The organism is Litorimonas cladophorae (assembly GCF_014652455.1).
In the GTDB taxonomy this organism is placed as follows: Bacteria; Pseudomonadota; Alphaproteobacteria; order Caulobacterales; family Maricaulaceae; genus Litorimonas; species Litorimonas cladophorae.
This window is the reverse complement of the sequence record NZ_BMYV01000001.1, coordinates 1433546-1458312: the sequence shown is the minus strand read 5'-3', so window position 1 is coordinate 1458312 and position 24767 is coordinate 1433546. Positions and strand designations below refer to the sequence as shown.

General features: G+C 51.4%; 22 protein-coding genes. 13 read left to right on the top strand and 9 right to left on the bottom strand.

All coding sequences use genetic code 11. The features are described from left to right. Positions 1–25 precede the first annotated feature (25 nt). The 4 genes from IE073_RS06995 (at position 26) to IE073_RS06980 (ending at position 2635) form a co-directional block, all read left to right on the top strand. Positions 26–1096 (top strand): YheT family hydrolase, encoded by a 1071-nt coding sequence (locus IE073_RS06995; protein WP_189583191.1) that lies wholly within the window; start codon positions 26–28, stop codon positions 1094–1096. After that, on the top strand, positions 1093–1515 hold the full coding sequence (locus IE073_RS06990) for a DUF1499 domain-containing protein (protein ID WP_189583188.1): 423 nt from the start codon (positions 1093–1095) through the stop codon (positions 1513–1515). Before IE073_RS06995 ends, IE073_RS06990 begins: the two co-directional genes overlap by 4 nt. Before the next feature lie 61 nt (positions 1516–1576). Further along, positions 1577–2155 (top strand): GTP cyclohydrolase I, encoded by a 579-nt coding sequence (folE, locus tag IE073_RS06985; protein ID WP_189583186.1) that lies wholly within the window; start codon positions 1577–1579, stop codon positions 2153–2155. A gap of 72 nt (positions 2156–2227) precedes the next feature. Continuing rightward, positions 2228–2635, top strand: a complete 408-nt coding sequence (locus IE073_RS06980; RefSeq protein ID WP_189583183.1) for a GFA family protein — start codon at positions 2228–2230, stop codon at positions 2633–2635. On the opposite strand, the gene IE073_RS06975 is transcribed toward IE073_RS06980, so the two are convergent. The 3 genes from IE073_RS06975 to IE073_RS06965 form a co-directional block, all read right to left on the bottom strand. Continuing rightward, positions 2636–3619, bottom strand: a complete 984-nt coding sequence (locus IE073_RS06975) for a phosphatase domain-containing protein (RefSeq protein ID WP_189583180.1) — start codon at positions 3617–3619, stop codon at positions 2636–2638. Between the two features lie 153 nt (positions 3620–3772). Continuing rightward, on the bottom strand, positions 3773–5911 hold the full coding sequence (gene scpA, locus IE073_RS06970) for a methylmalonyl-CoA mutase (RefSeq protein WP_189583177.1): 2139 nt from the start codon (positions 5909–5911) through the stop codon (positions 3773–3775). Then, positions 5908–7155 (bottom strand): methylmalonyl-CoA mutase family protein, encoded by a 1248-nt coding sequence (locus IE073_RS06965; RefSeq protein WP_189583174.1) that lies wholly within the window; start codon positions 7153–7155, stop codon positions 5908–5910. The genes scpA and IE073_RS06965 overlap by 4 nt, the downstream gene beginning before the upstream one ends. Before the next feature lie 182 nt (positions 7156–7337). On the opposite strand from IE073_RS06965, the gene IE073_RS06960 reads away from it, so the two are divergent. Beyond that, the gene (locus IE073_RS06960; protein WP_189583171.1) at positions 7338–8135 is read left to right on the top strand and encodes a ferredoxin--NADP reductase; all 798 of its coding nucleotides are present in this window, start codon (positions 7338–7340) and stop codon (positions 8133–8135) included. On the opposite strand, the gene IE073_RS06955 is transcribed toward IE073_RS06960, so the two are convergent. Beyond that, a complete protein-coding gene (locus IE073_RS06955; protein ID WP_189583169.1) occupies positions 8132–10528 on the bottom strand; it encodes an LPS-assembly protein LptD in 2397 nt (798 codons plus the stop codon). The genes IE073_RS06960 and IE073_RS06955 overlap by 4 nt on opposite strands. A 219-nt stretch (positions 10529–10747) precedes the next feature. Further along, complete coding sequence (locus tag IE073_RS06950) at positions 10748–11341, bottom strand: Lrp/AsnC family transcriptional regulator (protein WP_233349883.1); 594 nt, start codon at positions 11339–11341, stop codon at positions 10748–10750. On the opposite strand from IE073_RS06950, the gene ald reads away from it, so the two are divergent. Continuing rightward, complete coding sequence (gene ald, locus IE073_RS06945) at positions 11340–12452, top strand: alanine dehydrogenase (RefSeq protein WP_189583166.1); 1113 nt, start codon at positions 11340–11342, stop codon at positions 12450–12452. The two genes, IE073_RS06950 and ald, sit on opposite strands and share 2 nt — an antisense overlap. On the opposite strand, the gene IE073_RS06940 is transcribed toward ald, so the two are convergent. Further along, positions 12449–13354 (bottom strand): aldose epimerase family protein, encoded by a 906-nt coding sequence (locus IE073_RS06940; RefSeq protein ID WP_189583163.1) that lies wholly within the window; start codon positions 13352–13354, stop codon positions 12449–12451. The two genes, ald and IE073_RS06940, sit on opposite strands and share 4 nt — an antisense overlap. Positions 13355–13417: 63 nt before the next feature. Between IE073_RS06940 and IE073_RS06935 the strand changes: the two genes are divergently transcribed. The 3 genes from IE073_RS06935 (at position 13418) to IE073_RS06925 (ending at position 16935) form a co-directional block, all read left to right on the top strand. Then, positions 13418–14263 (top strand): class II aldolase/adducin family protein, encoded by an 846-nt coding sequence (locus tag IE073_RS06935; protein ID WP_189583160.1) that lies wholly within the window; start codon positions 13418–13420, stop codon positions 14261–14263. A gap of 256 nt (positions 14264–14519) precedes the next feature. Beyond that, complete coding sequence (locus tag IE073_RS06930) at positions 14520–15467, top strand: formylglycine-generating enzyme family protein (protein WP_233349881.1); 948 nt, start codon at positions 14520–14522, stop codon at positions 15465–15467. An 82-nt stretch (positions 15468–15549) separates the two neighbouring features. Continuing rightward, complete coding sequence (locus IE073_RS06925; protein WP_189583154.1) at positions 15550–16935, top strand: NAD(P)/FAD-dependent oxidoreductase; 1386 nt, start codon at positions 15550–15552, stop codon at positions 16933–16935. 85 nt (positions 16936–17020) lie between these two features. Here IE073_RS06925 and IE073_RS06920 read toward each other — a convergent pair whose 3' ends face one another. The 3 genes from IE073_RS06920 to IE073_RS06910 all read right to left on the bottom strand — a co-directional run bounded on the left by IE073_RS06920 (position 17021) and on the right by IE073_RS06910 (position 19178). Further along, positions 17021–18082, bottom strand: coding sequence for a tetratricopeptide repeat protein (locus IE073_RS06920; protein ID WP_189583151.1), 1062 nt, complete (start codon positions 18080–18082; stop codon positions 17021–17023). Then, positions 17986–18636, bottom strand: a complete 651-nt coding sequence (gene thiE, locus IE073_RS06915) for a thiamine phosphate synthase (RefSeq protein ID WP_189583148.1) — start codon at positions 18634–18636, stop codon at positions 17986–17988. The genes IE073_RS06920 and thiE overlap by 97 nt, the downstream gene beginning before the upstream one ends. Before the next feature lie 92 nt (positions 18637–18728). Further along, positions 18729–19178 (bottom strand): hypothetical protein, encoded by a 450-nt coding sequence (locus tag IE073_RS06910; RefSeq protein WP_189583145.1) that lies wholly within the window; start codon positions 19176–19178, stop codon positions 18729–18731. 714 nt (positions 19179–19892) lie between these two features. Between IE073_RS06910 and IE073_RS06905 the strand changes: the two genes are divergently transcribed. From IE073_RS06905 to IE073_RS06890, 4 genes are all read left to right on the top strand, one after another. Continuing rightward, positions 19893–21254: a TadE/TadG family type IV pilus assembly protein gene (locus IE073_RS06905; RefSeq protein ID WP_189583142.1), complete on the top strand. Its 1362-nt coding sequence runs from the start codon at positions 19893–19895 to the stop codon at positions 21252–21254. 280 nt (positions 21255–21534) lie between these two features. Continuing rightward, entirely contained in the window at positions 21535–23928 is a 2394-nt protein-coding gene (locus IE073_RS06900) for a zinc-dependent metalloprotease (protein WP_189583139.1), read from the top strand. Continuing rightward, a complete protein-coding gene (locus tag IE073_RS06895; protein WP_189583136.1) occupies positions 23928–24323 on the top strand; it encodes a GFA family protein in 396 nt (131 codons plus the stop codon). Before IE073_RS06900 ends, IE073_RS06895 begins: the two co-directional genes overlap by 1 nt. Continuing rightward, positions 24320–24670 carry a hypothetical protein gene (locus IE073_RS06890; RefSeq protein WP_189583134.1) on the top strand — a complete coding sequence of 117 codons (351 nt, stop codon included), beginning with the start codon at positions 24320–24322 and terminating at the stop codon, positions 24668–24670. Before IE073_RS06895 ends, IE073_RS06890 begins: the two co-directional genes overlap by 4 nt. Positions 24671–24767: the final 97 nt, after the last annotated feature.

The window sequence follows — 24767 nt, the reverse complement described above, 5'->3', positions numbered from 1 at the left end:
CGTGTGACTTGCACGACCGCGCCTTATGTTTCAGATCAGTCCAATCATGCGCGAACCCGATCCGAAAATAATCAACGCTGCGGCTGCAATTCCCTTAGACGCCAAAACAGGGCTGCCGCCGTTACCTGCGGGCGTTGCGCCCTTTAAGCCGCCATTCCTGATGCGTCATCATATGGTGCAAACGATCTTGGCCAGTTTGAAATTCCGCAAACGCGGCCGAAACCCAATGGTCGATGCAGGCGAGGATATGATTCTCACTTGCGATGATGGTGTGCGCCTGAAGGGCAATTACTCGCGCCATCCCGATAATAAAGCCCTCGTGATCCTTTTACATGGTTGGGAAGGGTCTCAAGACAGCACATATGTCGTGACAGCGGGGCGTCGGGTTTATGAACGTGGAGCCTCCGTATTTCGGTTGAATTATCGCGATCACGGAGACAGCCACGATCTGAACGAAGGTTTGTTCTACTCGACCCTGTTCAACGAAGTTTTTGACGCGGTCAAACAGGCCGCCAAATTATCAGAAGGCGCGCCTGTTTATATCGTTGGGTTCTCTTTGGGAGGGAACTTCGCGTTGCGGATTGCGCGCTCCCTGCGTGATTTGACGATACATAACCTCAAGCATATTTTCGCCATCAGTCCCGTCGTCGACCCTTGGGGCGCCGCGCCATTGGTCGATCTGAATCCGATGTATCAACGGTATTTTCTGAAGAAATGGACGCGATCGTTGCGGAAAAAACAGGCTCTTTATCCGCATCTCTATGATTTTAAAGACCTCCTGGCGCAAAAGACGGTTCTAGGAATGACGGAAAGGCTGTTGCCAACCTATTCTGAGTTTCCGGATATGAAGTCCTATTTTGACTCTTACCGCGTGGATAAGCGTGATTTGGAAAATTGCCCCGTTCCGATTTCCCTTATCACAGCGGCGGATGACGGTATGATCCCCGTGGAAAATCTTTTGGGTTTGAAATTAAACCACAAAGCCCGACGCATAATTCACGCGCATGGCGGCCATAATGGATTTTTCCAATCTTTGATGGGCCCGACTTGGTATGATGATTACATTGAACTTGTCATGAAACAGAACGCATTATGATATTCTTATATATAATTTTGGCACTTTTTGCTCTATTCGTCGGCTTGGGCATTTATAGTCAAAAAGGCGAGGCACCAGGTTTGGAACATAAGCGATTAAAAGAGCTGGGCAGTAAGCCTAATGCCGTGTCTTCCGAGGCCGGAGTGCAGCCCGAAAGAGCGGTCGCGCCATTGCAAGCAAGTTTCAAAAATGTCGCCGATGCCATCGAGGCGACAGGTGGAACAATCACATCCCGCACCGAGAGTTATCTTTCCGCGACTTACATGAGCCGGATTTTTAAATTTGTGGATGATGTAGAAGTGCGCAGTGATGGGGATATTTGTCACATTCGCTCGGCCAGCCGCGTCGGCTACTCGGACAATGGCGTAAATCGAAAACGTGTCGAAAAGATCCGCACATATTTGCAATCGCCATCCTAAGTCCGCGCGTAGAAATATTACATCTCGCAATTAGGGCGTAGATTTCGAAGAAAGACAAAGCATGCCAGATCAGCACCTCAAGCCTAAGAAAGTCGATCACCCCCGATTGAAAGAACTTGTTCGGGAAATGCTGATTGCGCTGGGCGAAGATCCTGACCGCGAAGGTCTATTGGAAACGCCTCGGCGTATTGCGAATTTCTGGCGTGACTTCATTGAATATGATGCGGGCAAGCTGGACACGACCTTCGCCTCGGTTCGGCATAACCAAATGGTGGCCGTAACCGGTATGCGCGTTTGGTCGATGTGCGAACATCACATGCTCCCGTTCTGGTGCGATGTTTCGATCGCATATATTGCCGATGACAAAGTTTTAGGGCTGTCGAAATTCGCACGGATCGCACATAAAAATGCGCATGCTTTAAGTTTACAGGAAAAACTTGTCGCTGACATTGCGGATGACGTGATGGAAATATTGGGAACCAAAAACGTTGCGGTCATGGCCAAGGGCGAGCATCTTTGTATGACCATGCGTGGTATCCAAACACCACACCGTATGATTTCATCGGCACTCGATGGGCAGTTTTTGAAAGCCGAAACGCGGTCCGAGTTCTTTGACCTTGTAAATGCCAGCGAACGCTAAACGCCCAGTTTTTTTGTAGAGTATTGCCTTAGACACATCGATCTATACCCTGCAGGTTTTAGGAGCGAGATAATGACGAAACTGACTGGAAACTGTCTCTGCGGGGATGTGACATTCGTTGCGGATGGTGACATCACCATGCAGGGAAATTGTCATTGCACAGATTGCCGTCAGTCTGGCGGCGGCGCATTTGCGACATTAGTATTTATGAAAGTAGCAGATGTAGACATCTCGGGTGAAGTAAAGACGTTCAATCATGTTGTTGATAGCGGGAGCACCCTGACAAAGACCTTCTGTCCCCGATGCGGTTCTCAGCTTTTCACCTCCAATCAAGCCCGACCTGAATCAATTGGGATTCGAGCTGGTACTTTGAATGAGCATCAAGAAGTGAAGCCGCAGTTTAACGTCTATGCCAAGTCAAAAATGGATTGCACCCATCTTGATCCCAATATTCCAGCCTTTGACGGCATGCCTGGCTGATCAGGATTTGAGTAAAGCATCATAGGTTTCGCCGACGAATATTGGCGTGCCTGTCTCCATGATGTTCTCAATCCAATGTAGATCAGACCTCCCAATGGAGCGATGCGGCGCCCGCAAGATAACTTGACGGATACGGTTTGGGTGTCGTTTGATAGTATCGTGATACACCCTAGCATCGTGCTGGCCAGTATCGCCGATAAGAATAAATGTAAGTGAGGGATTGGCCGCTAAGATCGTGTCGATGGACCGGGTTTTACGGCTATGGTGGTTCTCATTGACCAGCTTTTGTTTGGATACGCCTAAATCTCGTAGAAATTTCGGTCCACGGATCAATCCCGCTCTATCGAAGATTTCAGAGAGGAAAGCATGTAAATTCCATGGCGAGGAGCTCACATAGAATACAGGATTTACTTCGTCGTGGAGCATTTCGACAAGAGCGACAGCGTCAGAAAAAACGAGCCTAGATTCCGCACTACCTGTCAATGAGTTCCAAAGATTCCGCAAAAGACTCCAAGTCTCCGTTTTGATCAAGGTGTCATCTATGTCCGAAATTATACCGAAATCCGCGTTTGGCGAGGGTAGCAGCGCCGTCAAAGCTGCGGGTGCATCGCCACCGTTAAAATAGCAGTCAAAGGAAACCCAGCCATAAACGTCGTCCGGCTTGGGGAGGTTCAGCGAAAAATAGCCTTCTTCATCTGTTACTGTTTCCTGCCCTTCGCATCGAACGGAGACATTCTCCAACTCTCGCGTATTGAAAAGCGCCGCCATCGATTTGAAATTCGTCCAAATCGTCGGGCTCAGTTTAGCGGGAGTTTTCCCTTTATCAGGGCGTCGGCTGAGCACACGACCGCGAACAACGATCTCGTCTGGTGTCGAATATCCGAAATAGGGGTCTATTTCCGCTGGGCCGAAAGTGCGCTTGGGATGGAGGACTTTTAGAGCCCGCCCGCAAGCGGCTGCGAATTCTGCAATGCGACCAATCATGGGCGACCTACCGACGTGTCTCAGTCAAGAATTTGGGTACTCAAAAAATCTAAGTGATTTCTCACGAAGACGCGAATATGTTGACGTGAGTTACACCGACTTTGGTGAGAAGATCAACATCCACGCCGAAATGGAATTCGCACTTTCCGTTGATCAGGCACCCTGACTTAATCGCATATTGACGACGTCTAAAACTTCTAAAACCGCATCTGGAATATTCGTGCCAGGTGGGAAGACGGCCTTGGCGCCCATATTTTTCAAGGTTTCAACATCTTCTGGTGGAATGACGCCACCAACAATTATCAGAATGTCGTCGCGTCCTTTGGCTTTCAGTGCGTCCCGTAATTCGGGGACAAGAGACAAATGCCCCGCCGCAAGTGAGCTCGCCGCAATAATGTCGACATCGGACGAAATGCCGAGGTCCGCCGCCTCTCCAGGTGTTTGGAATAGAGGGCCGATGACAACGTCGAAACCTATGTCAGAGAAGGCTGTCGCGACGACTTTCTGGCCGCGATCGTGACCGTCTTGTCCCATTTTTGCGATCAATATTTTAGGTTTGCGCCCCTCGAGCTCCGTGAAAGCGTCAATCCGAGATTTAGCGGCTTTAAAACTTGGGTTTTTATCATCAAACGCGCCTGAATAGACGCCTCGGACGCCCGCCGGCTTTGCAGAGAAACGCCCGTAAACTTTTTCTAATGCATCAGATATTTCACCAACTGTGGCCTTCTTGCGCGCCGCATCCACAGCTAGCGCGAGGAGGTTACCGTCTCCCGTATCTGCTGATTTCGTGAGGGCATCTAAAGCCTTCATCGTAGCTTGCGTATCTCGGTCAGCGCGGAGCTGTTTAAGTCGGGCTATTTGGCCCTGCCGCACAGCCGCGTTGTCTACTTTCAGAATGGGGATGTCGTCTTTTTCATCGGAGAGATATTTGTTCACGCCCACAACTGTTTGTCCGCCGCTATCGATTCTAGCTTGAATGCGCGCAGCAGACTCTTCGATACGGAGCTTTGGAATGCCGGCTTCAATCGCAGCGGCCATGCCGCCTAAAGCTTCTACTTCTTGTATCCGTGAGAGGGCCCGCGCCGCCAAATCATGCGTTAAGCGCTCGACGTAGTAACTGCCCGCCCATGGGTCGATTTGGGCGGTGTGCTTGCCTTCAGTTTGTAGGAAAATTTGCGTGTTTCGTGCAATCCGAGCTGAGAAATCCGTCGGTAAAGCGAGGGCCTCATCCAATGAGTTTGTGTGCAAAGATTGGGTGCCGCCATCAACCGCGGCCATAGCTTCGATATGGGTTCGGCCTACATTGTTAAAAACATCTTGTGCGGTTAGTGACCAGCCAGACGTTTGACAGTGTGTCCTTAGCATATTCGATTTTTGATTTGTCGGATTAAATTCACCAATCAATTGCGCCCAGAGCAATCGGGCCGCGCGAAGTTTTGCGACTTCCATGAAATAATTCATACCTACCGCCCAGAAGAAGGACAGGCGCGGGGCGAAACGGTCTATGTCCATACCTGCCGCGATACCTGTTCTGACATATTCGAGGCCGTCAGCGAGCGTATAGCCGAGCTCAATATCTGCCGAAGCTCCCGCTTCTTGCATGTGGTAGCCAGAGATCGAGATCGAATTGAACTTCGGCATATGCTGACTGGTATGGGCAAAAATATCGGAGATGATCCGCATACTTGGCTTGGGTGGATATATATATGTGTTCCGAACCATAAATTCCTTGAGAATGTCATTCTGTATGGTTCCTGCGAGTTTCTCCTGCGAAACGCCTTGCTCCTCTGCGGCTGCGATGTAGAGGGCGAGAACGGGTAGAACGGCACCATTCATGGTCATGGAAACGGACATTTTATCGAGCGGAATTTGGTCGAACAAAATGCGCATGTCATAGATGCTATCGATCGCGACCCCTGCCATACCGACGTCACCCGGTACACGCGGATGATTGCTATCGTAGCCGCGATGGGTAGCGAGATCGAACGCTACGGAAAGACCCTTCTGACCTGCGGCTAGGTTGCGTCTGTAGAAGGCATTAGAATCTTCGGCGGTTGAGAATCCTGCATATTGTCTGACCGTCCAGGGGCGCTGCACATACATGGTTGGATATGGTCCGCGCAGATAGGGGGCAAAACCCGGCTGGGTGTCCAAAAATGGAAGGCCGTCGATATCGTCCTTATTATAATGCGAACGTATATTAATGCCTTCTGGCGACTCCCAGCTGTCTCCGCCACGGGAGGTCCCTTGCGGTCTGCCAAGATCGAGTTTTGTGAAATCAGGGTAGGTCATGTGCGAACCTCCGGATCTTTGACATTCTTTGCGGGATGCAAAGTTATTCCAAGAAGGGGCTCACTTCGAGCTGCACGCGCCGCCTGAGAGGCGTGTAAGGCGGTATCGAATTCTCCGCTGTCCATGTAAGATCGAATACCACCTTTTTGCTCGATCATCTGAAATGCGCGCCACGCGGATTGAGCGAGGGCTTCCGTCATATGTTCGTGCCAATAACTGCCGTGCGCTGCATCGGCGACTTGGCCCAAGTGACTTTCTTCCATCATCATCAATTGCATGTTTCGGGCGATACGATGCGCGAAAGGCGTGGCCTCTCCCAATCCATCGGTGAAGGGCCGTGTCGTAATCATATCAGCCCCCCCGATAACAGATCCGAAACCTGCGCTCATGACGCGTAGAAGGTTGGTCCACGCATCCTGGGTTTGCATCATGCGCAATGAGGTTACGGCGCAGATTGGTATCGCTGACCCATCAATATCAAAGGCTTCTGTGATCCGCCTTGTCAGTCTGCGCGCAGCTCTTATTTTTGCGATGGTGAGGTGTGAGTCTCGATCGGACGCGATTTCGATTACCATGTGCTTGCACACCGTGTCAGTCCCATAGACGCGAATAGCATCTGCCAAATGGGCTGCAAGGCCTGCGAGCTCTTGAACATCGGTGCCGCCTTGCTCGTGGATATGACAAGCGGAAATTGTCATTAGCTTCCAGCCAGCGGGCGTTTGTCTTAAGGTGGCGTTGATTGCGGCTTCGTCATCAATTGGGTCCAAGCCCGCCCACACAGATGTTTCTTTGAGGGCCGCAATGGACAAAGCTTGGGTTAAACTGGACGCGTTTCCAGATTTGGGCGCAAACTGAATAGGCACGAGGTCTAGGTGAACACCCTCCAACAGTCGTTTTAGATCATTTCTATTTTTGAGCGCGTCGCCATTCTCGATCCGTATGGCACTTGCGCCACCTTTGAGGTTTTCCAAAAGTTGCGTGTTGGCATGATTGAGGTCGATGCCCCTGACCGGCGCTGTGATATGCCACTTGCGGCCTTCAAGTTTCGGCAGTGCAGTTCTCGCTAATGGCGCAAGGGAGGGCGGTAAATCCGTTGCACTCATCAGCGGTCCGCGCGCAATTCCATCCTCTGAATAGTGAATCAGGTCCTCAAAGGTGCCTGTTTTCAAGCCAGAGGTCACAGTCTTTTGCCACTCTGTGCGTTTGGCAGTGGCGAAATCAGATTTCAGCTTTAGGTCGGTCATGCTGACGTGTTTACGCGTTAGGTTGGCTGGTTCAACATCTTCCATCTAGCGGACCGAAAAAAGATCAATTTTATGTGTGTTCTTTATAAAGAACGATAAGTTCACTATATAGAATATTGAAACGCCTCGCGCACCCGTCTATGTGGCGCGCGGAATGTAAATTGAAGACGGAATTTATTACTATGTCTAATGCCCCAACAGAGGAAAAAGTGCTTTCGGTCGAGCATTTTACCGATCGACTTTTTGCTTTTTCGATCTCGCGACCTGCGTCTTTCCGTTTTCGGACAGGCGAGTTCATTATGATTGGTTTACCAAAGACAGAAGACCAAAAGCGCCCCATTATGAGAGCGTATTCCATCGCGTCTCCGGCTTGGGACGACAAGTTGGAATTTTATTCAATCAAAGTTGAGGATGGTCCGCTCACCTCCCGCCTTCAAAAAATTGAGATTGGCGATACCGTCTTGTTAGGCCGTAAACCCGTCGGAACTCTGGTGCTAGACGCCTTATTGCCGGGTAAGCGTCTGTGGATGTTTTCCACCGGAACAGGTTTCGCGCCCTTCGCGTCTCTGGTGCGCGACCCTGAAACATATGAGCGCTACGATGAAGTCATCGTCACGCATACCTGCCGTGAAGCGGGTGAGTTGGAATACTCCACCCGACTTGTGAATGATTTGATCAATGATCCATTAGTGGGCGAAATGGTCGTTCGTGAGGATGGTTCATCGCGTTTGAAGCTGATCACATCACTGACGCGCGAAGATCATCCGATCAAAGGCCGCATTACGACGCTACTTGAAACAGGCGAATTATTTGATGCGGCGGGTACGGCCCCACTTAACCCTGAGACGGACCGTGTAATGATTTGCGGTTCTAAAGATATGATCGATGATACAGCGAAGCTTGTCGAAGGCTTTGGCCTGACCGAAGGATCAAATTCTCAACCTGCCGAGTTTGTCGTTGAAAAGAGCTTTGTTGGCTAGTCGCCAAACTCGCCCAAGGTCAATAATGAAACGCGAATTCCGATCCCACCTTGGTTTCGGACTGCGTCATTACTGAAGTCATTTCTCGTGTAGAGCAGCTCGATAAGTGTACAGTCGTCTTCATAACGCAAACCTAGGCCTAGTGAGCGCGTTTTATCTGAATCAAGATCATGGTTGGCTTGGAACGATGTACTCCAGTTTTCCGAAAATCTGAGACGGATGTTCCCGGAAATTTCTTCAGGGGGCGCTCCCGGCGTTTCGATTAATTGCCGTGACGCATCATTTAGTTTGAAGTAGCGAGCGCCCGCACTCACCCATTTGGTTCTTAAGTTCAGCTGAGTGTCAATTCGCGTCAGGTCATTCGTGTCTTCATTATATCGCAGACGTGTTTGCGACTTGATTAAATTACCCAACTTAAGGGTGGCCTCGCCGACGATATCAGACTGTTTGCCCTCTAAACCAGAGCCCAGCAAAAAACCTCCGTCTTCATTCGAAAGACCATCAATTGCAGTCCCATTCGAACCTGAAGAGAAAGACTGCCCCGCGAAAATTTCGGCAGAACTTCTCTTGCCCCAACTTGCAGCGACGGATCCACCGACGTCAATGCGGGTGCCTTCCTGCCAAAAATCAAAACCAGAGGACTTGTTCGATTGCCATAAAAGGGCCCCGTCGAGATCCGCGTTCCCTGCGTCTTCTGACAAAACGAAACTATTCGTGTCTCCGACCGCAAATTCATCGAGTTTTGGGTCGCCAAAGCTTTGGGTGACCTGAATACGGGGCTCTAAGGTCCAGTTGACCTTGTCTCCGATTTTGATGAATGGATATCGGATGTCGACACCGCCTTGACCCAAAACCCGCGAAAATTGTGGGTCTTCAACATCTGGGGTGATATCGGAATCCGTACTGATCGCGATGTAATCCGTGCGGATATTTCCGAAGGGTTTGACTTCAATTCCGCCGGGCGCGACCCAGGTTTTGCTGTAGTCTAACCCAGCTGTCGCCCGCGTGTAATCTGAACCTGTTTCCCGTGTTAAGACTGTAACGTTGCTGGAGGCTTTGAGGCGGCCGCCAATTATGGGGTCGTTTATATAGTGTTTGAGTTCGATACGCGGCGCAAGGATAGGCAGGCGTCCATCGTCGGAGGTCGAGACAGAATAAGTCCCGTCATCCCGCTGAGTGATCCTATCGCGCAGATCCTGAAAACCGACTGTCGAAACGGTCACGGAAGTATTGTCGTTCTGCCCAATTACGAAGGCTTGCGACGTATTTCGAAGCGACTCGCCTTCATACAGGCCTTGGGTTTGACGTTGTTCGTCAAGACTATAGCGCGCTAGATAATTGTCATCAGTCGTAAATTGAAGTCCGAAACCGTAGGTCCAAAAATCCGATGGTGCAAAAAGCCCCTTTGCGAAGAAATGGCTGCGCCAGCGTTTACCAATGGGAGCGCCGTCTGGATTTCTAAATAATGACGCATCATCGAATGAATTACCGTTACGGTCGAAGGCGCTCCCATATGTGAAGCTGCCGTCGATTTCGATCCGTCCTGTATGAAATTGACGCGCAAATTGGTATTCCATCAAGGGATTAACTTTGCTGTACACCCGTGGCGTTATCGTCGCTTCCGTATAATCGTCGATTGCCCAGTAATAGGGTACGCGCGCGTTAAAACCGGTCGCTTCAGAATAACCTGCAAATGGTGTGAGAATACCACTCGCACGGTCTGCACTAGGATCCGGATGGGCCAAAAATGGCGTGTAAAATACGGGGAGGCCAAACAACTCAAACGTTGCATCGCGATATCGGACGGTCCGCGACTCGTCATCTTGGGTCACGCGCCGAGCTTTGATCCGCCAAGTGGGGTTGGGTTTCTCTGCGCAAACCTCACAGGCAGTGTAATAGGCGTTATAAAGTTCAACTTCGCCGTTTTTACCGCGTGCCACAAAACGAGCCGCTGTGACCGCGCCGCTGGGGAGGCGGGCAACAAAATCGGTCGCAGTACCCGCTTCAAGTTCATTCGAAAGCTCAAGCTTATCCGCATATTGAGAGCTGCCGTCAGCCTGGACCAATACCACATTGCCAGAGGCAATTACCTGACCTGTAGTCAAGTTATACACAACGCGATCTGCCCGTAATGTGCGGTCCTGATATCGGCCTTCGACACTGCCTTCGGCGGTGAGAATTTGAGTGGCTTCATCATTGGTAAGCGTATCTGCCTCCAAATAGATGATATCTGGATCTCGGAATGGACTGTCTGCAGCGAGTTTAAGATCACCATCCGCGCGCGTCACATTCCCAATTTGTGCCTGAGCTGGCGTTACCCATGCCAGGCCCATCACAACGGCCATGGGCGCTGCGGTTTTCAACCAAAGAATTTTCGAAGTAATTTTGGGCAATGTATCCCTGTCATCCAGTCTGCGCTCAACTCACTAGCGGCTCTAGCCGAGCACTGCGACGCGGTCCATTGGCTTTGCCGTGATTTTTTGCCTTAAGGCGATTAAATATCGCTCATTTACTTCTCTGGGGTGCCTATGAGCTACAAATCTGCTGGTAACTGAGAGTCAACGCGCGACTTATCCAAGCTTTGATCGCTCAACAGAGGCCATCAGCAAGTTCTAAAGCGCGGGATATCCAGCCCAACGTTTGACGGTTTTCATAACAAGGCTGGATTGAATGCGGCTGACATGCGGTAACGCCGCAATGGTACGGCGATAGATGCGTTCATAATCTGATGTATCCGGGGCTGCGACCTTTATCAGGTAGTCTGCCTGTCCAGTCATCAAATGACATTCTAAAACTTCGGGGCGTGACAGGGCTGCTTTCTCGAAAGCAGAGAGAATGGCCTCACTTTGGCCTTCCAATGTAACCTCGACATAGAACGTCATTGCAAAACCGAGTTTCTGACCATTTAAGCGAGCGGCATATCTTTCAATCAGGCCCTTGTCCTCTAGGAGGCCAATTCGCCGATGGCAGGCGGAGGGCGACAAACCCACTTTCTCTCCAATCACGGCAGAACTTTGCCTGCAGTTCATTTGAAGCTCATGCAGGATTTTACGGTCAATATCTGAGATACTCATAATTTTTATCAATTCTGGAATAGTTTTTCGGATAATATCCTGAAAATTATCGTTTAACCAAGTCGAAAACGTATAATTTCTCAAATAGAATAACGTATTGCCTTTCTGTTGCTGGTCTAAGGAGAGTCTCATGCGCATCGGTGTCCCAACGGAAATTAAATCGCAAGAATATCGCGTGGGCCTTACGCCCGAATCTGTATCCGAATTAGTGGCCGATGGTCATGAGATTTGGGTTGAAGCATCAGCTGGCGCCGGGATCGGAAGCCTAGATGAGCACTATGTCTCGGCAGGCGCTGTCATCAAGACTACTGCGGCAGAAATTTTTGCTGGTTGTGACATGATCGTTAAAGTGAAGGAGCCTCAGCCTGTTGAGTGCGCCATGCTGCGTCCGGGTCAAATTCTATATACTTACTTGCATTTGGCGCCAGACCCAGAGCAGACCCAAGCCTTGATCAAATCGGGCGCAATTTGCATCGCCTATGAGACTGTCACAGATGAAAGCGGAGAGCTGCCTCTGTTGAAGCCAATGAGCCAAGTCGCAGGCCGATTGGCAACGCAAGTGGGTGCCACGGCGCTTCAGAAACTTGGCGGTGGCCGCGGTGTGCTTCTCGGTGGCGTCCCAGGTGTGGCTTCTGGCAAAGTGGTGATTATTGGAGGCGGTGACGTCGGATATAATGCCGCGCTCATGGCGATCGGTATGCAAGCAGACGTTACGATTTTGGAGCGCTCTAACAAAGTGATGGAAAAGCTATCCTACGAATTCGGCAATCGCGCGCAAGTCCGCCGTTCAACGCCTGATGCTTTGGCAAGAATCATTCAGGATGCCGATCTTGTCATCGGAGCGGTTCTTATTCCAGGTGCAGCAGCGCCGAAGCTTTTGTCGCGGGATATGCTCTCGACCATGAAAGAGGGAGCGGTGCTTGTAGATGTCGCGATCGATCAAGGTGGGTGTTTCGAAACTTCGAAGGCCACAACACATGCTGACCCAACCTACATCGTTGACGGTGTGGTGCATTATTGCGTTGCGAATATGCCAGGCGCAGTGGCGCGGACATCAGCTTATGCCTTGAATGGTGCAACTTTGCCCTATGCCAAGCGGATTGCACGGATGGGATGGAAAGACGCAATGCGCGAGGACAAACACCTCCTCAATGGTTTGAACGTCTGCGAAGGTATGTTGACGATTGAAGCTGTCGCGGAAGCGCAAGGCCTAGACTGGGTCGACGCCAAGTCCGTTCTTTAGGTCGTTTCGAAGGAGTATTCGATCCAATGGTTATAGGTCTGCTCTGGCTGCAATAGGCAGTTCTGAGCAAAATTTATGTCATTGGGTCGATATTGAGGCTCTAGCGCGATGCCTGATCTCGGCACTGGTAAATGATCACCCGTGTAAATTTGCAGATCGGGAAGTGAGCTAGAGACATGGAGCGTCGTGCCGTTCGCGCTGACGCTGGCTTTTCCAATATTGACGTAATTGTCGTCGATCTGGACAGACCCCAATGCCAATGGTTGTCGAAAGTCAAAACGTGTCTGATTGAGCGGCATGGGCTGTGCCTTTTGGAGGACTGTGATTTCGGTCGATTCGGCGGAAAGCACGTGACCATCAATTCGACCTTTGCCGAGGAGGTTCCAATAGGGATGCCATGTCATATTTACGGGGGTTGGTTTCGTGGTTCGGGCCAACATTTCCAATCTAAGTGACATTTGCCCGACTATTATTCTGAGAGTTACGTCCAGCTCTCCTGGAAACCCGCCGTCTCCATCAGGCGAGATATGGTGTAGAACCAACGCGTTATCTTCAACAGACGTCGACCAAATCTGTGTCTCAAACCCCATCGGTCCACTGTGTAAATTTGCTTCGCCATCCGTTGCGGTAAGTTGAAATTTCGTTCCGTTGATGATCATTCTTGCGGGGGCTATACGATTTGCGTTCCGTCCGACAATTCCACCTAAATAATGAACGCCAGACACGTAAGGTTCCAATGTTCCGTAACCAAGCGTGACATTGCGCCCATCGGGTAAATAGAGAGCCTGCAATGTGGCGCCATAATTTAATATTGTCGCTGTGATTCCGTTCGGCAGGCCAAGTTCATAGGCGCTTATTTCCCGCCCATCTTGGGTCGTTCCAAAGTGTCGTTCATTTATCATCACCCCGCCATAACTTGCCAAATGCGATGCGCAAGCTATCAATAGCGAAAATGGAGGACCAAAATGAACGCGCAAACAGATAATAGCCCCAGCTCAGCACTCGACGCGATGTCTGGTTTTGATATTGCAGACCCCACGAAAATTGAGCGTTTAGAGGGCAAAGTCTCAGCGACAGAATGGCAAATTCGTAAAAATCTGGCGGCAACATATCGTCTGTGTGCGATGCACGGCTGGACAGACCTTGTTTTCACGCACATCTCTGCGAGATTGCCTGATGAAGATGGACAGCACCGTTTCTTGATCAATCCTTATGGGGTCATGTTTGATGAGATGACGGCCTCTGCGCTTGTGAAAATCGATGGAGAAGGCAAGGTCTGCCAAGAGACTCCCTATTTCATTAATCCCGCAGGTTTTACGATCCACTCAGCCGTTCATAATGCGCGGGCAGATGCCGGCTGCGTTATTCATGTCCATACACCTTACGGAATGGCGGTCAGCGCGCAGAAAAAAGGCCTGCGTCGTTACACTCAAATGTCGATGCAGGTTTATAACGACCTCGCGTATCACGATTACGAAGGTATCGCTTTGGAGCTCGAAGAGCGGGATCGGATTGTCGCAAACCTCGGCAGCAAATCCCTGTTGATGCTGAGAAATCACGGGACTCTCACGCTGGGACCAAGTTGTGGTACAGCTTTTCTTCGTATGTACTTCTTGGAGAATGCTTGCAAAGCGCAGATATTTGCGCAGAGCGTGGGAAGCGAAGACGCTTTGATTGAGGAACCCGCAGAAATGGGTGATCGTGTTTACGCTCAGGGCGCGGCCGCTTTTGTTCCCGGCATGGGGGATAATTTGGTCTGGCCTGGTTTGATGCGCAAACTCGCGCGCAATAATCCAGGTCATGAACATTGACACAGATTCTTTGGATTGGCTGATTTGAGGTTACCATTTAATGTTCTTAAAGTGACGTTTCATTGAGTTGACACTCCAAGATTATACTCTGATAGACCCGCCAGTTATGTGGGTGTAATTCCCCTGATATTATCTGCTGGAATATCATCCAGCGCTGTTAATGTTGACTCCATCACGTTTGATGACGTCATAAGATAGGTTTAACGCTTTGGCGGTATGGCAGTCTGCAATGAGTGCGAGGGGGAAGGATATGAAAATGAAAATTTTAAATACGGCTATAGTTTTGGGAGTTGCAGGCGTTGGCTTGACTTATTCGCAAGCGGCCTTTGCACAAGCAACTCCAGAAGTTGTGGATAGCTATCCTAAGCAACTTCTTAAAGAACGCGCAGAAGCCAGACGGCTGGCTGCCGAAGCGGCGCGACGAAATGCGGTCCCTGCACCAGTTGTTCAAATAACACCTGGAAGCTCACCAATGGGCATCGAAATGGTCGTTATTAATCCAGGTTACGGTAAATTGGGTTCGCCAAACTTTGAAAAAAAACGAGCTCGTTTTGAAAACCCCCTGCGTGACACCCAAATAAATTACGCCTTCGAAGTCAGCAAATTTGAAATTACATTTGACGATTGGGCCAAGTGTGTCAGCGACGGCGGCTGCGGTGGTTATAGACCTGATGATAAGGGTTGGGGTAAAGGTAAGCGCCCTGTCATTAACATAAGCTACAATGACGCACAGAAGTTCCTTTCTTGGTTAAACGGCAAGACAGGTGATACTTACCGTCTGCTTTCTGAAGCAGAGTGGGAATATGTGGCGCGCGCTGGACAACCAGATGCTCCATTTGGAACTGGCTATGAAATTAGCGCGAAGCTAGCAAACTTTGACGGAAAAGCGCCTTACGGCACGAGTCAAACAGGCCCGTATTTGAGGAAGACCCAGCCGGTGGGCCGTTATCCCGCTAACGCTTTTGGCGTTCACGATATGCACGGAAATGTTTACGAGTGGGTGGAAGACTGTTGGAACAAAGATCACAGCCGCGCAATTGGCGATGGGTCACCCCGCAAAGATGGTGACTGTAAATACCGCGTCATGAAAGGCGGCTCATGGGTCACCCACGGGTACCAAATGCGCGCCGCGGCTCGCGTTCGATATGTGACCGATTACCGTTATGATGACTATGGCATCCGCATTGCTCGTACCTTGAACTAACAAGTCTGAAGATCTTCGTTTTGGCGTTAAGGCGCCAAATCATTGCGCGACATGTGTCGATAGCTGTGATATCCGCTGCGTCATGACGAATACACTCAAAACAGATTACCTTGTTGTTGGTAGTGGTGCCGTTGGTATGGCCTTTGTCGATACGCTTTTGGATGAAAAGCCTGACGCCGACATCATTATGGTTGACCGTTTCGCCAAGCCTGGCGGTCACTGGAACTCAGCCTACCCTTTCGTAACACTTCACCAACCCAGCGCGTTTTACGGCGTTAACTCACGGGAATTAAGCCAAGGTCTGACGGATGAGACAGGCCTGAACAAAGGCTTAGGTGATTTGGCAACGGGAGCAGAAATTCTCGCTTACTTCGACTCTGTAATGCGCCAAAAATTTCTGGCATCGGGACGCGTTCGGTTTTTCCCACTTTCAGATTATCAGGGCGATGGCGTTTTTCAGCATAGCCTTACGGGAGCGAAAACTGACGTTGCGGCGGCGAAGATTGTCGACTGCACGCATCTGGATACGACCGTTCCGTCAACACATACGCCGAATTTCACAGTTGCAGATGACGTCAGGTTTATGCCCCTGAATAACCTGCCGTTGGTTAAAGACGCGCCATCTGGTTTCACCGTGGTCGGCGGCGGGAAGACGGGGATTGATGCCATTCTTTGGTTATTGGAAAATGCGGTTCCAGCCAAAAATATTCGCTGGATTAAGTCGCGAGATGCATGGCTTATTAATCGTAAAAACACCCAGCCTTTCCCTGAATTTTTCGAAGATAGCATTGGCAATCAAGCCAGTATGTTCGAAGCCATTGCGGGGGCGAATTCAAAAGCTGACATGTTCGATCGGCTTGAAGACTGCGGCTATTTTCTGCGCCTTGATACAACCGTTCGCCCGACCATGTTTCACGGCGCAACAATCAGCGAACCCGAATTAGCTGTATTGCGCACGGTTAAAGATGTTGTGCGCAAGGGGCGTGTCGCGTCAATCGATGCCAACACGATCACTTTTACGAATGGACGCACAGAACCCACGCTCGGGCATGTTATTGTCGATTGTTCGGCCAGTGCGATTAAGGACAATGTGATTAAGCCTGTGTTCCAAGATAATGTCATCACGCCGCAAACTGTACGGTCTTATCAGCCTGTGTTTTCTGGCGCGATGATTGCTTGGGTGGAGGCCCATGTTGACGGTGAAGCCAGCAAAAATGCGATGACAGGCGTGGTCCCGCTGCCGGATGATTTGGACGCTTTTGTGCGCATGACGGCTGCGAATATGATGAACCAAGCCTTGTGGGGGCAGAACAAAGCCCTGCGTAATTGGATGCGCAACTCGCGACTAGACGGGTTTTCCAAACTCGTGAGTGGCGTAAGCGAGGATGAAACCGAAAAGGTCGACATTCTTAAACGTCTTCGCGCAGCCGCTATGCCCGCAATGGCCAAGCTCCAGAGTTTCATGTAGCCTGTCGCGGTTGAGGTATCAAAACCTCGAAAACCCAAGGCTTGTGAGTCTCGACCTCTTGCGTGCTCTAGCAAATCTGCCCCCGCTAAAGCTTTGCCCGTGCGCGCGCCAAGATTGCGCCGTCGACATTGGCTTCTAATCTCTCGCGCAAGGCCCGTTTATCGGCATCATATTCATCCACCGCGCTCTCGCCAGATTTCAGGACCCAATAATACGCGTCTTCCAAATTCTGCGAGACCCCTTCGCCTTTAGCGAGGGTGAAAGCATAGAGGAATTGCCCCTCGGCATCGCCGCCTTCGGCAGATTTGCGGAACCATTCGGCGGCGGCTTCAATGGATTTTTCCGCGCCATAGCCTTGATACACTAACAGTCCATAATCCGCCATTGCCGCCGCATGTCCGCCCAGGGCCGCTTGGCGCAGCAGCGCAGCAGAGCGATCACTATCCGGCCGAATTTCGAAGTTTTCGGCATACATCACACCTGCAATATACGCGGCTTCGATATTCCCCGCTTTGGCGGCGGCTTCATAATGTTTCAGGGCTGTCTTTGGATCGCTCTCAAACAAACTATCACCCAAACGTTTCGTCGCTTCTGTGTCGAAGCTTTGTGAGGCTTGTTTCAATAATCGCTGCGATTCATCCGCGTCTGAACTGACGCCTTGGCCTGTTCGGTAGAGATCGGATAGGGCGCGCATAGCGTCTGTCCGACCCGCATCTGCGGCCCGCGTCAGATAAGACACGGCATCAGTTTTGGTCAGACCGCCTTGTCCGCGAATACCCATTTCACCCAAGGCGACAAGGGCGTCTGGATGGCCTTTGACGGTCGCTTTTTCATACCAACTGCGCGCGGCCATCATATCGGTCCGTCCGGCTTTGCCATAGCGCAAGATATATCCCGCCATGACGGCAGCATCTGAACTGCCTAAGTTTGCAGCTGTTTCTGACAGGCTAAGCGCCTCGGTAAAGCGACCGCTATTGAAAGCGGAGAGGGCGGCTTCGAAATTTGTTTCGATTTCCGCTGGATTGGACAGCGTCGGGGAGGCGTATGCGGTCAGAGAAACGGCTGGGGAGAATGTTCCGAACAGAGCGCAGACAAGCGTGATACTGCCGCGGCGGGCCCATCCGGATGGGACCAAACGCCCGAACATACCGCGATGAAATCCGCGCCCGCCGCAATCACGGCCTTCGCATTGTCCACTGTGATGCCGCCAATTGCGACGCTCGGTATCTCGACGGCTTCGTGCCACCATGTCAAAATCTCCAATTCCGCGCGGGCTTTAGGGTCCTTGGTCGGCGTTTCAAAAAACGCGCCAAAGGCCACATAATCCGCGCCGGCTTTTGCAGCTGCAAAGGCCAGTTCTTTTGAATTATGACAGGTCACGCCAAGAATGGCATCCCCGCCCAACACCTCCCGGGATGAATAATAGTCCATATCTTCTTGTCCGATATGGGCCCCATCGGCGCCGGTTTGTTCCACAAGATCGGGGCGATCATTCAAAATTACCTCGACCCCAGCCGCGTGGCACACCGCAGTGATAGCGGTTCCAGCCTGAACCAGCGCTGAATCCTCAATGTCTTTCAGACGGATTTGCAAACAGGCGACAGGCGCGGCCGCCAAGGTTGTCTTCAGGATTTCGCAAAAGGCGGGAACGTCCTCAATTGCGGGCGGGGTGAGCAGGTAAATTTGGCATGTTTCGATCATAGGGGCGTCGTAGCGAGGAACGGACAGGGATGCGAGAGGTTTGATGGGGCATCCGCATATCCGTACTATATATCAGGACGGGCTTGGGCGGTTCAGGCTTTGGACCTTTGCGCGCGCTCACGCGCTCTGGCCCTTTCCCGTCTCTCTCGCGCACGGTCTTGCTTTACCATCTTCGTCGTTTGGGCGGAAATTGATGCAAGCTTATTATAAGGATCGCGATCGCGTTCTTCACGGAGCTCATCCAAATAGAGGTCCATCATCACCTGATAAAAATCATGGGGCATACCCGCCTCGAATTCGGGCCGCTCGACGGGCGGGCGGGGCGCGGGAAGATCGCCTTGGGTCAGGGGCTGGCGGATTTGCAATTCACCATCGCCGGGCATCGGCGTGATATGGGGCAAAGCCAGTGTCTGCGTGTCCCATTCAAGACGGCGGAGCTTCACCTGTTCCGCCCGTACCTGAACGGCGAGGCGAAGATTGCGTAACTCCTGAAATGTGGAGAGATTGGCGGGTTTTGGACATCGGTGCGTGATGCGCGGCATGGGGCTTTCTCCAATACAAGAGTGGGGTGATAATGGGGGAGGCAAGAATGTAGGAGGCAGGGGGATATGGTTGCAGCCCATCTGGGAGCTGCTGGATATCACGCTTCGGGAAGTTAGGACTGCCCGCAGGGTCGGCACCCGCGACGGAATACCGAAGATAGAAATGTGTTTTACGCAAGTGCAAACCCTGCGGCAGCGGTTTTTGATATAACGGCCAGTCATAAACCCCAGAGTTGGCCCACTTGGAACCACTGGTCGGCTCTCATTATAAAAAGTCCGGCACAGGCCTCGGTGTCTAGTGCATTTCGCGAATGCGATTTGCACAACAAGGCTGCTCAACTCCACCGTCTTTCGAACCAGTAAGCGACGTCTCACCTGTCCCGTGTCCGAAAGAACCCTTGTAACTTATCATGGGTTTTTGAAGCGGGGATCAGTCTCTTATTTTTAGATGTAAGAGACTAAGATCGCAGGGTTTAATTAACTCAAAAACAGGGAAAGACTTTTTATTGGGGCATGTTCGCGAAGGCAATAAATCGGGTGATGTTGATGCTCGATTTTAACCTTTGATTCACCATACTCTCTACGGCGTCCCTCGATTAAGATAAAATAAAGCATGTTTGGTTGGAGGATATAAACTTACAGTCAGCTATATCCCCCGATGACGTGGCTGGACCTATTCTTTGAGGTTCACGGTCAACTTTGTGGGGTCTTGGAATGTTTAGAAAGTATTTGTCTAATACCGCTGGCAATGTCGGGATGATGTTCGCGGTTATCTCGGGAACGGTCGTAATAGGCGTCGGAGCTGCGATCGATATGTCGAGTGCGCTAAGCCAAAGAAACACAATGCAAAGCTTGTCCGATGCGGCCGTTCTGGCCGCGGTGACCTCTGGTGAAACAAAGTATGATAAGGTCAAGGCGTTTGTCGAACAAAGCTTAGCTGCTAATAATCAGAGAAATTGGGACATTGATTGGAAGCTTACCATTAAGGACGAAACGGCGACTGTTGAATTAGGTTCGATCTATAATACTCAATTAATGGGTTTTGTGGGTAAAAAAACAATGCCCATAGCCGCTGTGTCAGAAGCTAAATTTCCTGTAGAAATACCAATTAATATTTCGCTCGTATTGGACACAACGGATTCCATGGCGGGTGCCAACATGGATGGCCTGAAAGCCGCGTCAGCCGTATTGGTTGATATATTCAAAGAATTTGACGCGGATACACGTGTCGCCGTGGTGCCGTTTTCTGATTACGTCAATGTTGGCGTGTCGCGCAGATACGAAAATTGGATAACTGTGCCCCCAGATGAAACCATCAATGTGCCAGCGGGCAGCTGTTATATGCACCAACCCAGAACGTGCACAAGTTCCGAAACGATAACCGAGGATTATGTTCAGGATGGTGTGACACGCACGAGAACGCGGACGAATTGCCTTTCGTGGGAAGATGATGGACCCGAAGTGGAGCACTGTCCGTCAGCCTATACTCGGGAAATAAAATGGAACGGATGCATAGGATCACGTAGCGGTCTTTACAATAAAACGGCCGCATATAAGGGGAAACAAATCCCCGGTGTAATGAACCAAACTTGCGGCGAAGAGGTTTTAACGCTGACAGACGATATGACCGCAGTTAAAGCGAAAATAAACAGCCTAACGACCAGAGGGAACACCTATATTCCTGCTGGCTTAATTAATGGCTGGAGAATGCTGGATGCGGATAGGCCCTTCGAATCCCTTTCCAATAAGGAAGAGAAACGTAAGCGCGCTTTGGTTCTTATGACAGATGGCAAAAACACCCGATCCATCTCAGATCCCTATGAGGATGGAGAGCATGAGGATTCAGATGAAGACGCAGCGAATGATCTGACGAGCGAGCTTTGTCAGAATATTAAGGCCGCGAACATAGATGTTTGGACCGTCGCCTATAATTTTGATGATGCGAATTCTAAGGCCATTTTACAAAATTGTGCTTCGACTGCGAGCCAGTTTTTTGATGCCTCCAATCAAGCCCAGTTAAAATTGGCTTTCGAAGAAATCGGCAACTCACTATTTACGGCGCGTTTGTCTCGTTAACATTTTGGTCGTCAAAGTGGCAAGCTTAGGGCTTTGCGGGATTGACGACCAATTTAAATAACTCTGCTCCATACCCGCATTCGTGCGAGACCTCATAGGGTGTCTCGTGATTTATTTTGGGTGTTTTGGGACACTGGCGTGAATGTCCGCTGACGGCATCCAATTTGGGTCAAAGTCATTGCGCAAACGGCGCACAAGTTAGCAAACCAAACGCACCTTCCATCCAACTTTATCACCAATGCCTCTTCCACCTGCTGGGCTTCCCTGCTTATAACGGCATATGCGAAATATTGTCCTTCTCCCCCTTGTTCTTCTTCTGGCCAGCTGCGCCCCGCGTTCCAATAGTGAGGTGAAGCCCAACCCCTTGGCGGGGTTCGAGCAGCGGCCCGGATTCTTTAACCTTTATGTCGATGCCAAGACCAACCGAGTTTACGCCCGTTTGCCCAAACCCGATGAAGCGGGTGTTAGCCTGCGGATGATCCATTCCGCGCGCTTGACCGCGGGTCTGGGGTCTAACCCTGTTGGGCTTGATCGTGGATGGGGCGAGGGTGGCCGGATCATCACGATGCGTCGTATGGGCGATAAGATGATCGTCGAGGAAGAAAACCTCCGCTATCGGGCCTCCCCTGATAACCCGCTTGAAGCGCGCGCTGTCCGCGAAAGTTTCGCGCGGTCATTTATGGCCTCACTGCCGATCATCACGGACGCACGCAAAGGTGTGCTTGTCGATATGACGGACTTCCTGACCGCCGACAATTTGAACCTCGTCCAATATTTGAAAGACGCCGATCAGGGCAGTTTTTCTATCGCGAAGGACCGGACCTTTGTGGATACAAAGAACGCGCTGGCGTTCCCTGACAATGTTGAAATCGACGTCTTCTTCACGCTCAGTTCCGCCGACGCCGGCCAAGAAGTCGCGAGCACGGCCGCCAATGGCAAAGACGCAACCCTGATCCAACATCACAGCTTTGTGCGCTTGCCAGACGCGGGTTTTGAGCCGTTGATCTCCGACCCGCGCTCGGGCGCGATTGAACAAGTTCACTATGATTATTCCGCGCCGCTCTCGGCGTCGATCGAGACACGCTTTGCCCGTCGTTACCGTTTGGAACGCGCCGAGGATGGCAGCGTGAAAAATCCGATTGTCTTTTATATCGACAGTGGCGCGCCTGAACCTATTCGGTCGGCTTTGGTCGATGGTGCGAAATGGTGGGAAGACGCCTTCGCCGCCGCAGGTTGGGAGGGCGCGTATCGCGTCGAGCTTCTGCCCGAAGACGCCCATCCGCTCGATATTCGCTATAACACGGTTCAATGGGTGCATCGCCAGACGCGCGGGTGGTCTTATGGCGGCGGCGTGTCCGATCCGCGCACAGGCGAAATGCTCAAAGGCCATGTGAACCTCGGTTCACTGCGTGTGCGTCAGGACCGCATGATTTTCGAAGGTCTGCTCGGTGCGGGCAAGACCGATAGCGGTGATCCCGATGATCCGGTGCAACTCGCGCTGGCGCGTATTCGCCAGCTGTCTGCGCATGAAATCGGACATGCCCTTGGCTTTGCCCATAATTTCGCGGCGAGTTCAGATGATAAAGCCTCCGTCATGGATTATCCCGCACCCGATGTGCGCTTGGTCTCTACGCCGAATGGGGCCGCGCTAGATGTGTCCAATGCCTATGGCGTCGGGATTGGCGACTGGGACAAGGTCACAGCGACGTGGCTCTATGGTGAGAATACGGATGCCGAGCGGGACGCACTGCTCGACGCGGCCTTTGCCTCAGGCTTGTCCTATGTCGCCGATATGGATGGACGCGGCGTAGGCTCCGGGCATCCCGATGGCAGCGTGTGGGACAATGGCAGTGACGCGGTCGCAACCTTGAAGGAGGTCATGGCTGTGCGGGCCTTTGCCCTAGAGAAATTCGGGCCTGACAACCTCCCCGCAGGGCGTCCGCAATCTGATTTAAATGCGGCGATTGTGCCGATTTATCTCTATCACCGTTTCCAAACGGCAGCGGCAGCCAAAACAATTGGCGGCGTGAGCTTTAATTACGGCGATGGCGGCGCGGCAGAAATCGTCGCCCCCGCGAAACAACGCGCCGCCTTAGAAGCCGTCTTGGACACGATTAATCCCGCCGCGTTGGATATTCCTGATGAGGTGCTCGCCCATCTCACCCCCCGCTTGGGCAGTTGGTCCTTCGCCGATTCTGACCGCGAGCTGTTCCGCAAGACGGCCTATCCTGCCTTTGATACATTAAGCGCAGCAGAGACAGCGGCGGACCTGACCTTTGATGTCTTGTTCCATCCGCAACGCGCCGCGCGTTTGGTGGAATTTCATCGTCGTGATGCGGCTAATCCCTCGCTTGACGACGTCATGAGCATCACACGCCGCCGCGTCTTGGGCTATTCCACGCGCGGACGCACAGGCGAAATCGCACGCACCGTTCGCGCGCAATATGCCTATGCGCTCATGGCGCTGGCCGATAGCGATGCGTCGCCCGCAGTGAAAGCCTCGACCGATATGGCTTTGCGTGATTTTGAAGCCGGTCTGCGCCTCAGCAATGACAAACGCAGTGTCTGGATTGCGGAGCGGATCAAGGCCTATCGCAACCGTCCGCTGACGGCAACATCGCCCGTCACCCCCGCCAAAGCGCTACCGCCGGGTAGCCCAATTGGGTCCGAATAATGCCCCATTCAAACACTGTGACGCATAAGGGCGGATGCCATTGCGGGGAGGTCCGCTTTGAATTTGACGCACCTGCCGCGGTGGATGTGACAGACTGCAATTGCTCGATGTGTAACATGACGGGCTATGTGCATGTCTTCATCCCAAAGGCCGATCTGCGGTTTTTAGCGGGCGAAGATGATTTGACCGAATACAGGTTCAACACGAAACAGGCCGTGCATATGTTTTGCTCGACCTGTGGGATTAAACCGCTCTACCAACCCCGCAGCCACCCCGATAAATGGAGCGTGAATTATCGCTGCGTCGAAACAGGAACCCTCACCATCGCCAAACGCATCGCTTTTGATGGCAGCGATTGGGAAGGCAACATCGCGGCGTTGCAGGCGGCAACTTGACCACTAAAGACCGCGTTAAATGGTTTTTTGATACGGCTGTCATGCGGTGGTTGGTTATCGTTCTGGTTTGTCTTTTTTTCGTCTGGTTCTCTCTTTCAGGATCACAACAAGGTTACGAAGTCGAATTCACTGAAGATGTAGAGATCATCGCCATACGTCCAGTCAGGTCAAATACTGGAAGACTGAACTTCTATGTCTCATTCAGACTAGAAGATGGTCGGGTCGACACAATGTCTCTGCCAAATGTCAATTCATTTGAAGTGGGTCGTATAATTCGCGTCGATGTCTTGGCAAAACCCGGAAAAAAGAACCGCTATCGATTGGCTGAAGACGCCGTGCGCCCGTAACCTGCCAGCCTTGAGTGTCCACAGTGAAGCTGTGGTGTCAAACCGCTCTATCCTTGGTTAACTTAATCGCTCACGAAATTCGGCTCATAATTTAGAC

Bases quoted from the DNA above. Each gene is read 5' to 3' on its own strand.
- IE073_RS06980 (WP_189583183.1), top strand. From the start codon at position 2,228: ATGACGAAACTGACTGGAAACTGTCTCTGCGGGGATGTGACATTCGTT.
- IE073_RS06940 (WP_189583163.1), bottom strand. From the start codon at position 13,354: ATGATAAATGAACGACACTTTGGAACGACCCAAGATGGGCGGGAAATA.
- ald (WP_189583166.1), top strand. From the start codon at position 11,340: ATGCGCATCGGTGTCCCAACGGAAATTAAATCGCAAGAATATCGCGTG.
- IE073_RS06900 (WP_189583139.1), top strand. From the start codon at position 21,535: ATGCGAAATATTGTCCTTCTCCCCCTTGTTCTTCTTCTGGCCAGCTGC.
- IE073_RS06995 (WP_189583191.1), top strand. From the start codon at position 26: ATGTTTCAGATCAGTCCAATCATGCGCGAACCCGATCCGAAAATAATC.
- IE073_RS06965 (WP_189583174.1), bottom strand. From the start codon at position 7,155: ATGACCGACCTAAAGCTGAAATCTGATTTCGCCACTGCCAAACGCACA.
- IE073_RS06925 (WP_189583154.1), top strand. From the start codon at position 15,550: ATGACGAATACACTCAAAACAGATTACCTTGTTGTTGGTAGTGGTGCC.
- IE073_RS06895 (WP_189583136.1), top strand. From the start codon at position 23,928: ATGCCCCATTCAAACACTGTGACGCATAAGGGCGGATGCCATTGCGGG.
- IE073_RS06960 (WP_189583171.1), top strand. From the start codon at position 7,338: ATGTCTAATGCCCCAACAGAGGAAAAAGTGCTTTCGGTCGAGCATTTT.
- folE (WP_189583186.1), top strand. From the start codon at position 1,577: ATGCCAGATCAGCACCTCAAGCCTAAGAAAGTCGATCACCCCCGATTG.
- IE073_RS06990 (WP_189583188.1), top strand. From the start codon at position 1,093: ATGATATTCTTATATATAATTTTGGCACTTTTTGCTCTATTCGTCGGC.
- IE073_RS06905 (WP_189583142.1), top strand. From the start codon at position 19,893: ATGTTTAGAAAGTATTTGTCTAATACCGCTGGCAATGTCGGGATGATG.
- IE073_RS06975 (WP_189583180.1), bottom strand. From the start codon at position 3,619: ATGATTGGTCGCATTGCAGAATTCGCAGCCGCTTGCGGGCGGGCTCTA.
- IE073_RS06950 (WP_233349883.1), bottom strand. From the start codon at position 11,341: ATGAGACTCTCCTTAGACCAGCAACAGAAAGGCAATACGTTATTCTAT.
- IE073_RS06930 (WP_233349881.1), top strand. From the start codon at position 14,520: ATGAAAATTTTAAATACGGCTATAGTTTTGGGAGTTGCAGGCGTTGGC.
- IE073_RS06910 (WP_189583145.1), bottom strand. From the start codon at position 19,178: ATGCCGCGCATCACGCACCGATGTCCAAAACCCGCCAATCTCTCCACA.
- scpA (WP_189583177.1), bottom strand. From the start codon at position 5,911: ATGACCTACCCTGATTTCACAAAACTCGATCTTGGCAGACCGCAAGGG.
- IE073_RS06920 (WP_189583151.1), bottom strand. From the start codon at position 18,082: ATGTTCGGGCGTTTGGTCCCATCCGGATGGGCCCGCCGCGGCAGTATC.
- IE073_RS06935 (WP_189583160.1), top strand. From the start codon at position 13,418: ATGAACGCGCAAACAGATAATAGCCCCAGCTCAGCACTCGACGCGATG.
- thiE (WP_189583148.1), bottom strand. From the start codon at position 18,636: ATGATCGAAACATGCCAAATTTACCTGCTCACCCCGCCCGCAATTGAG.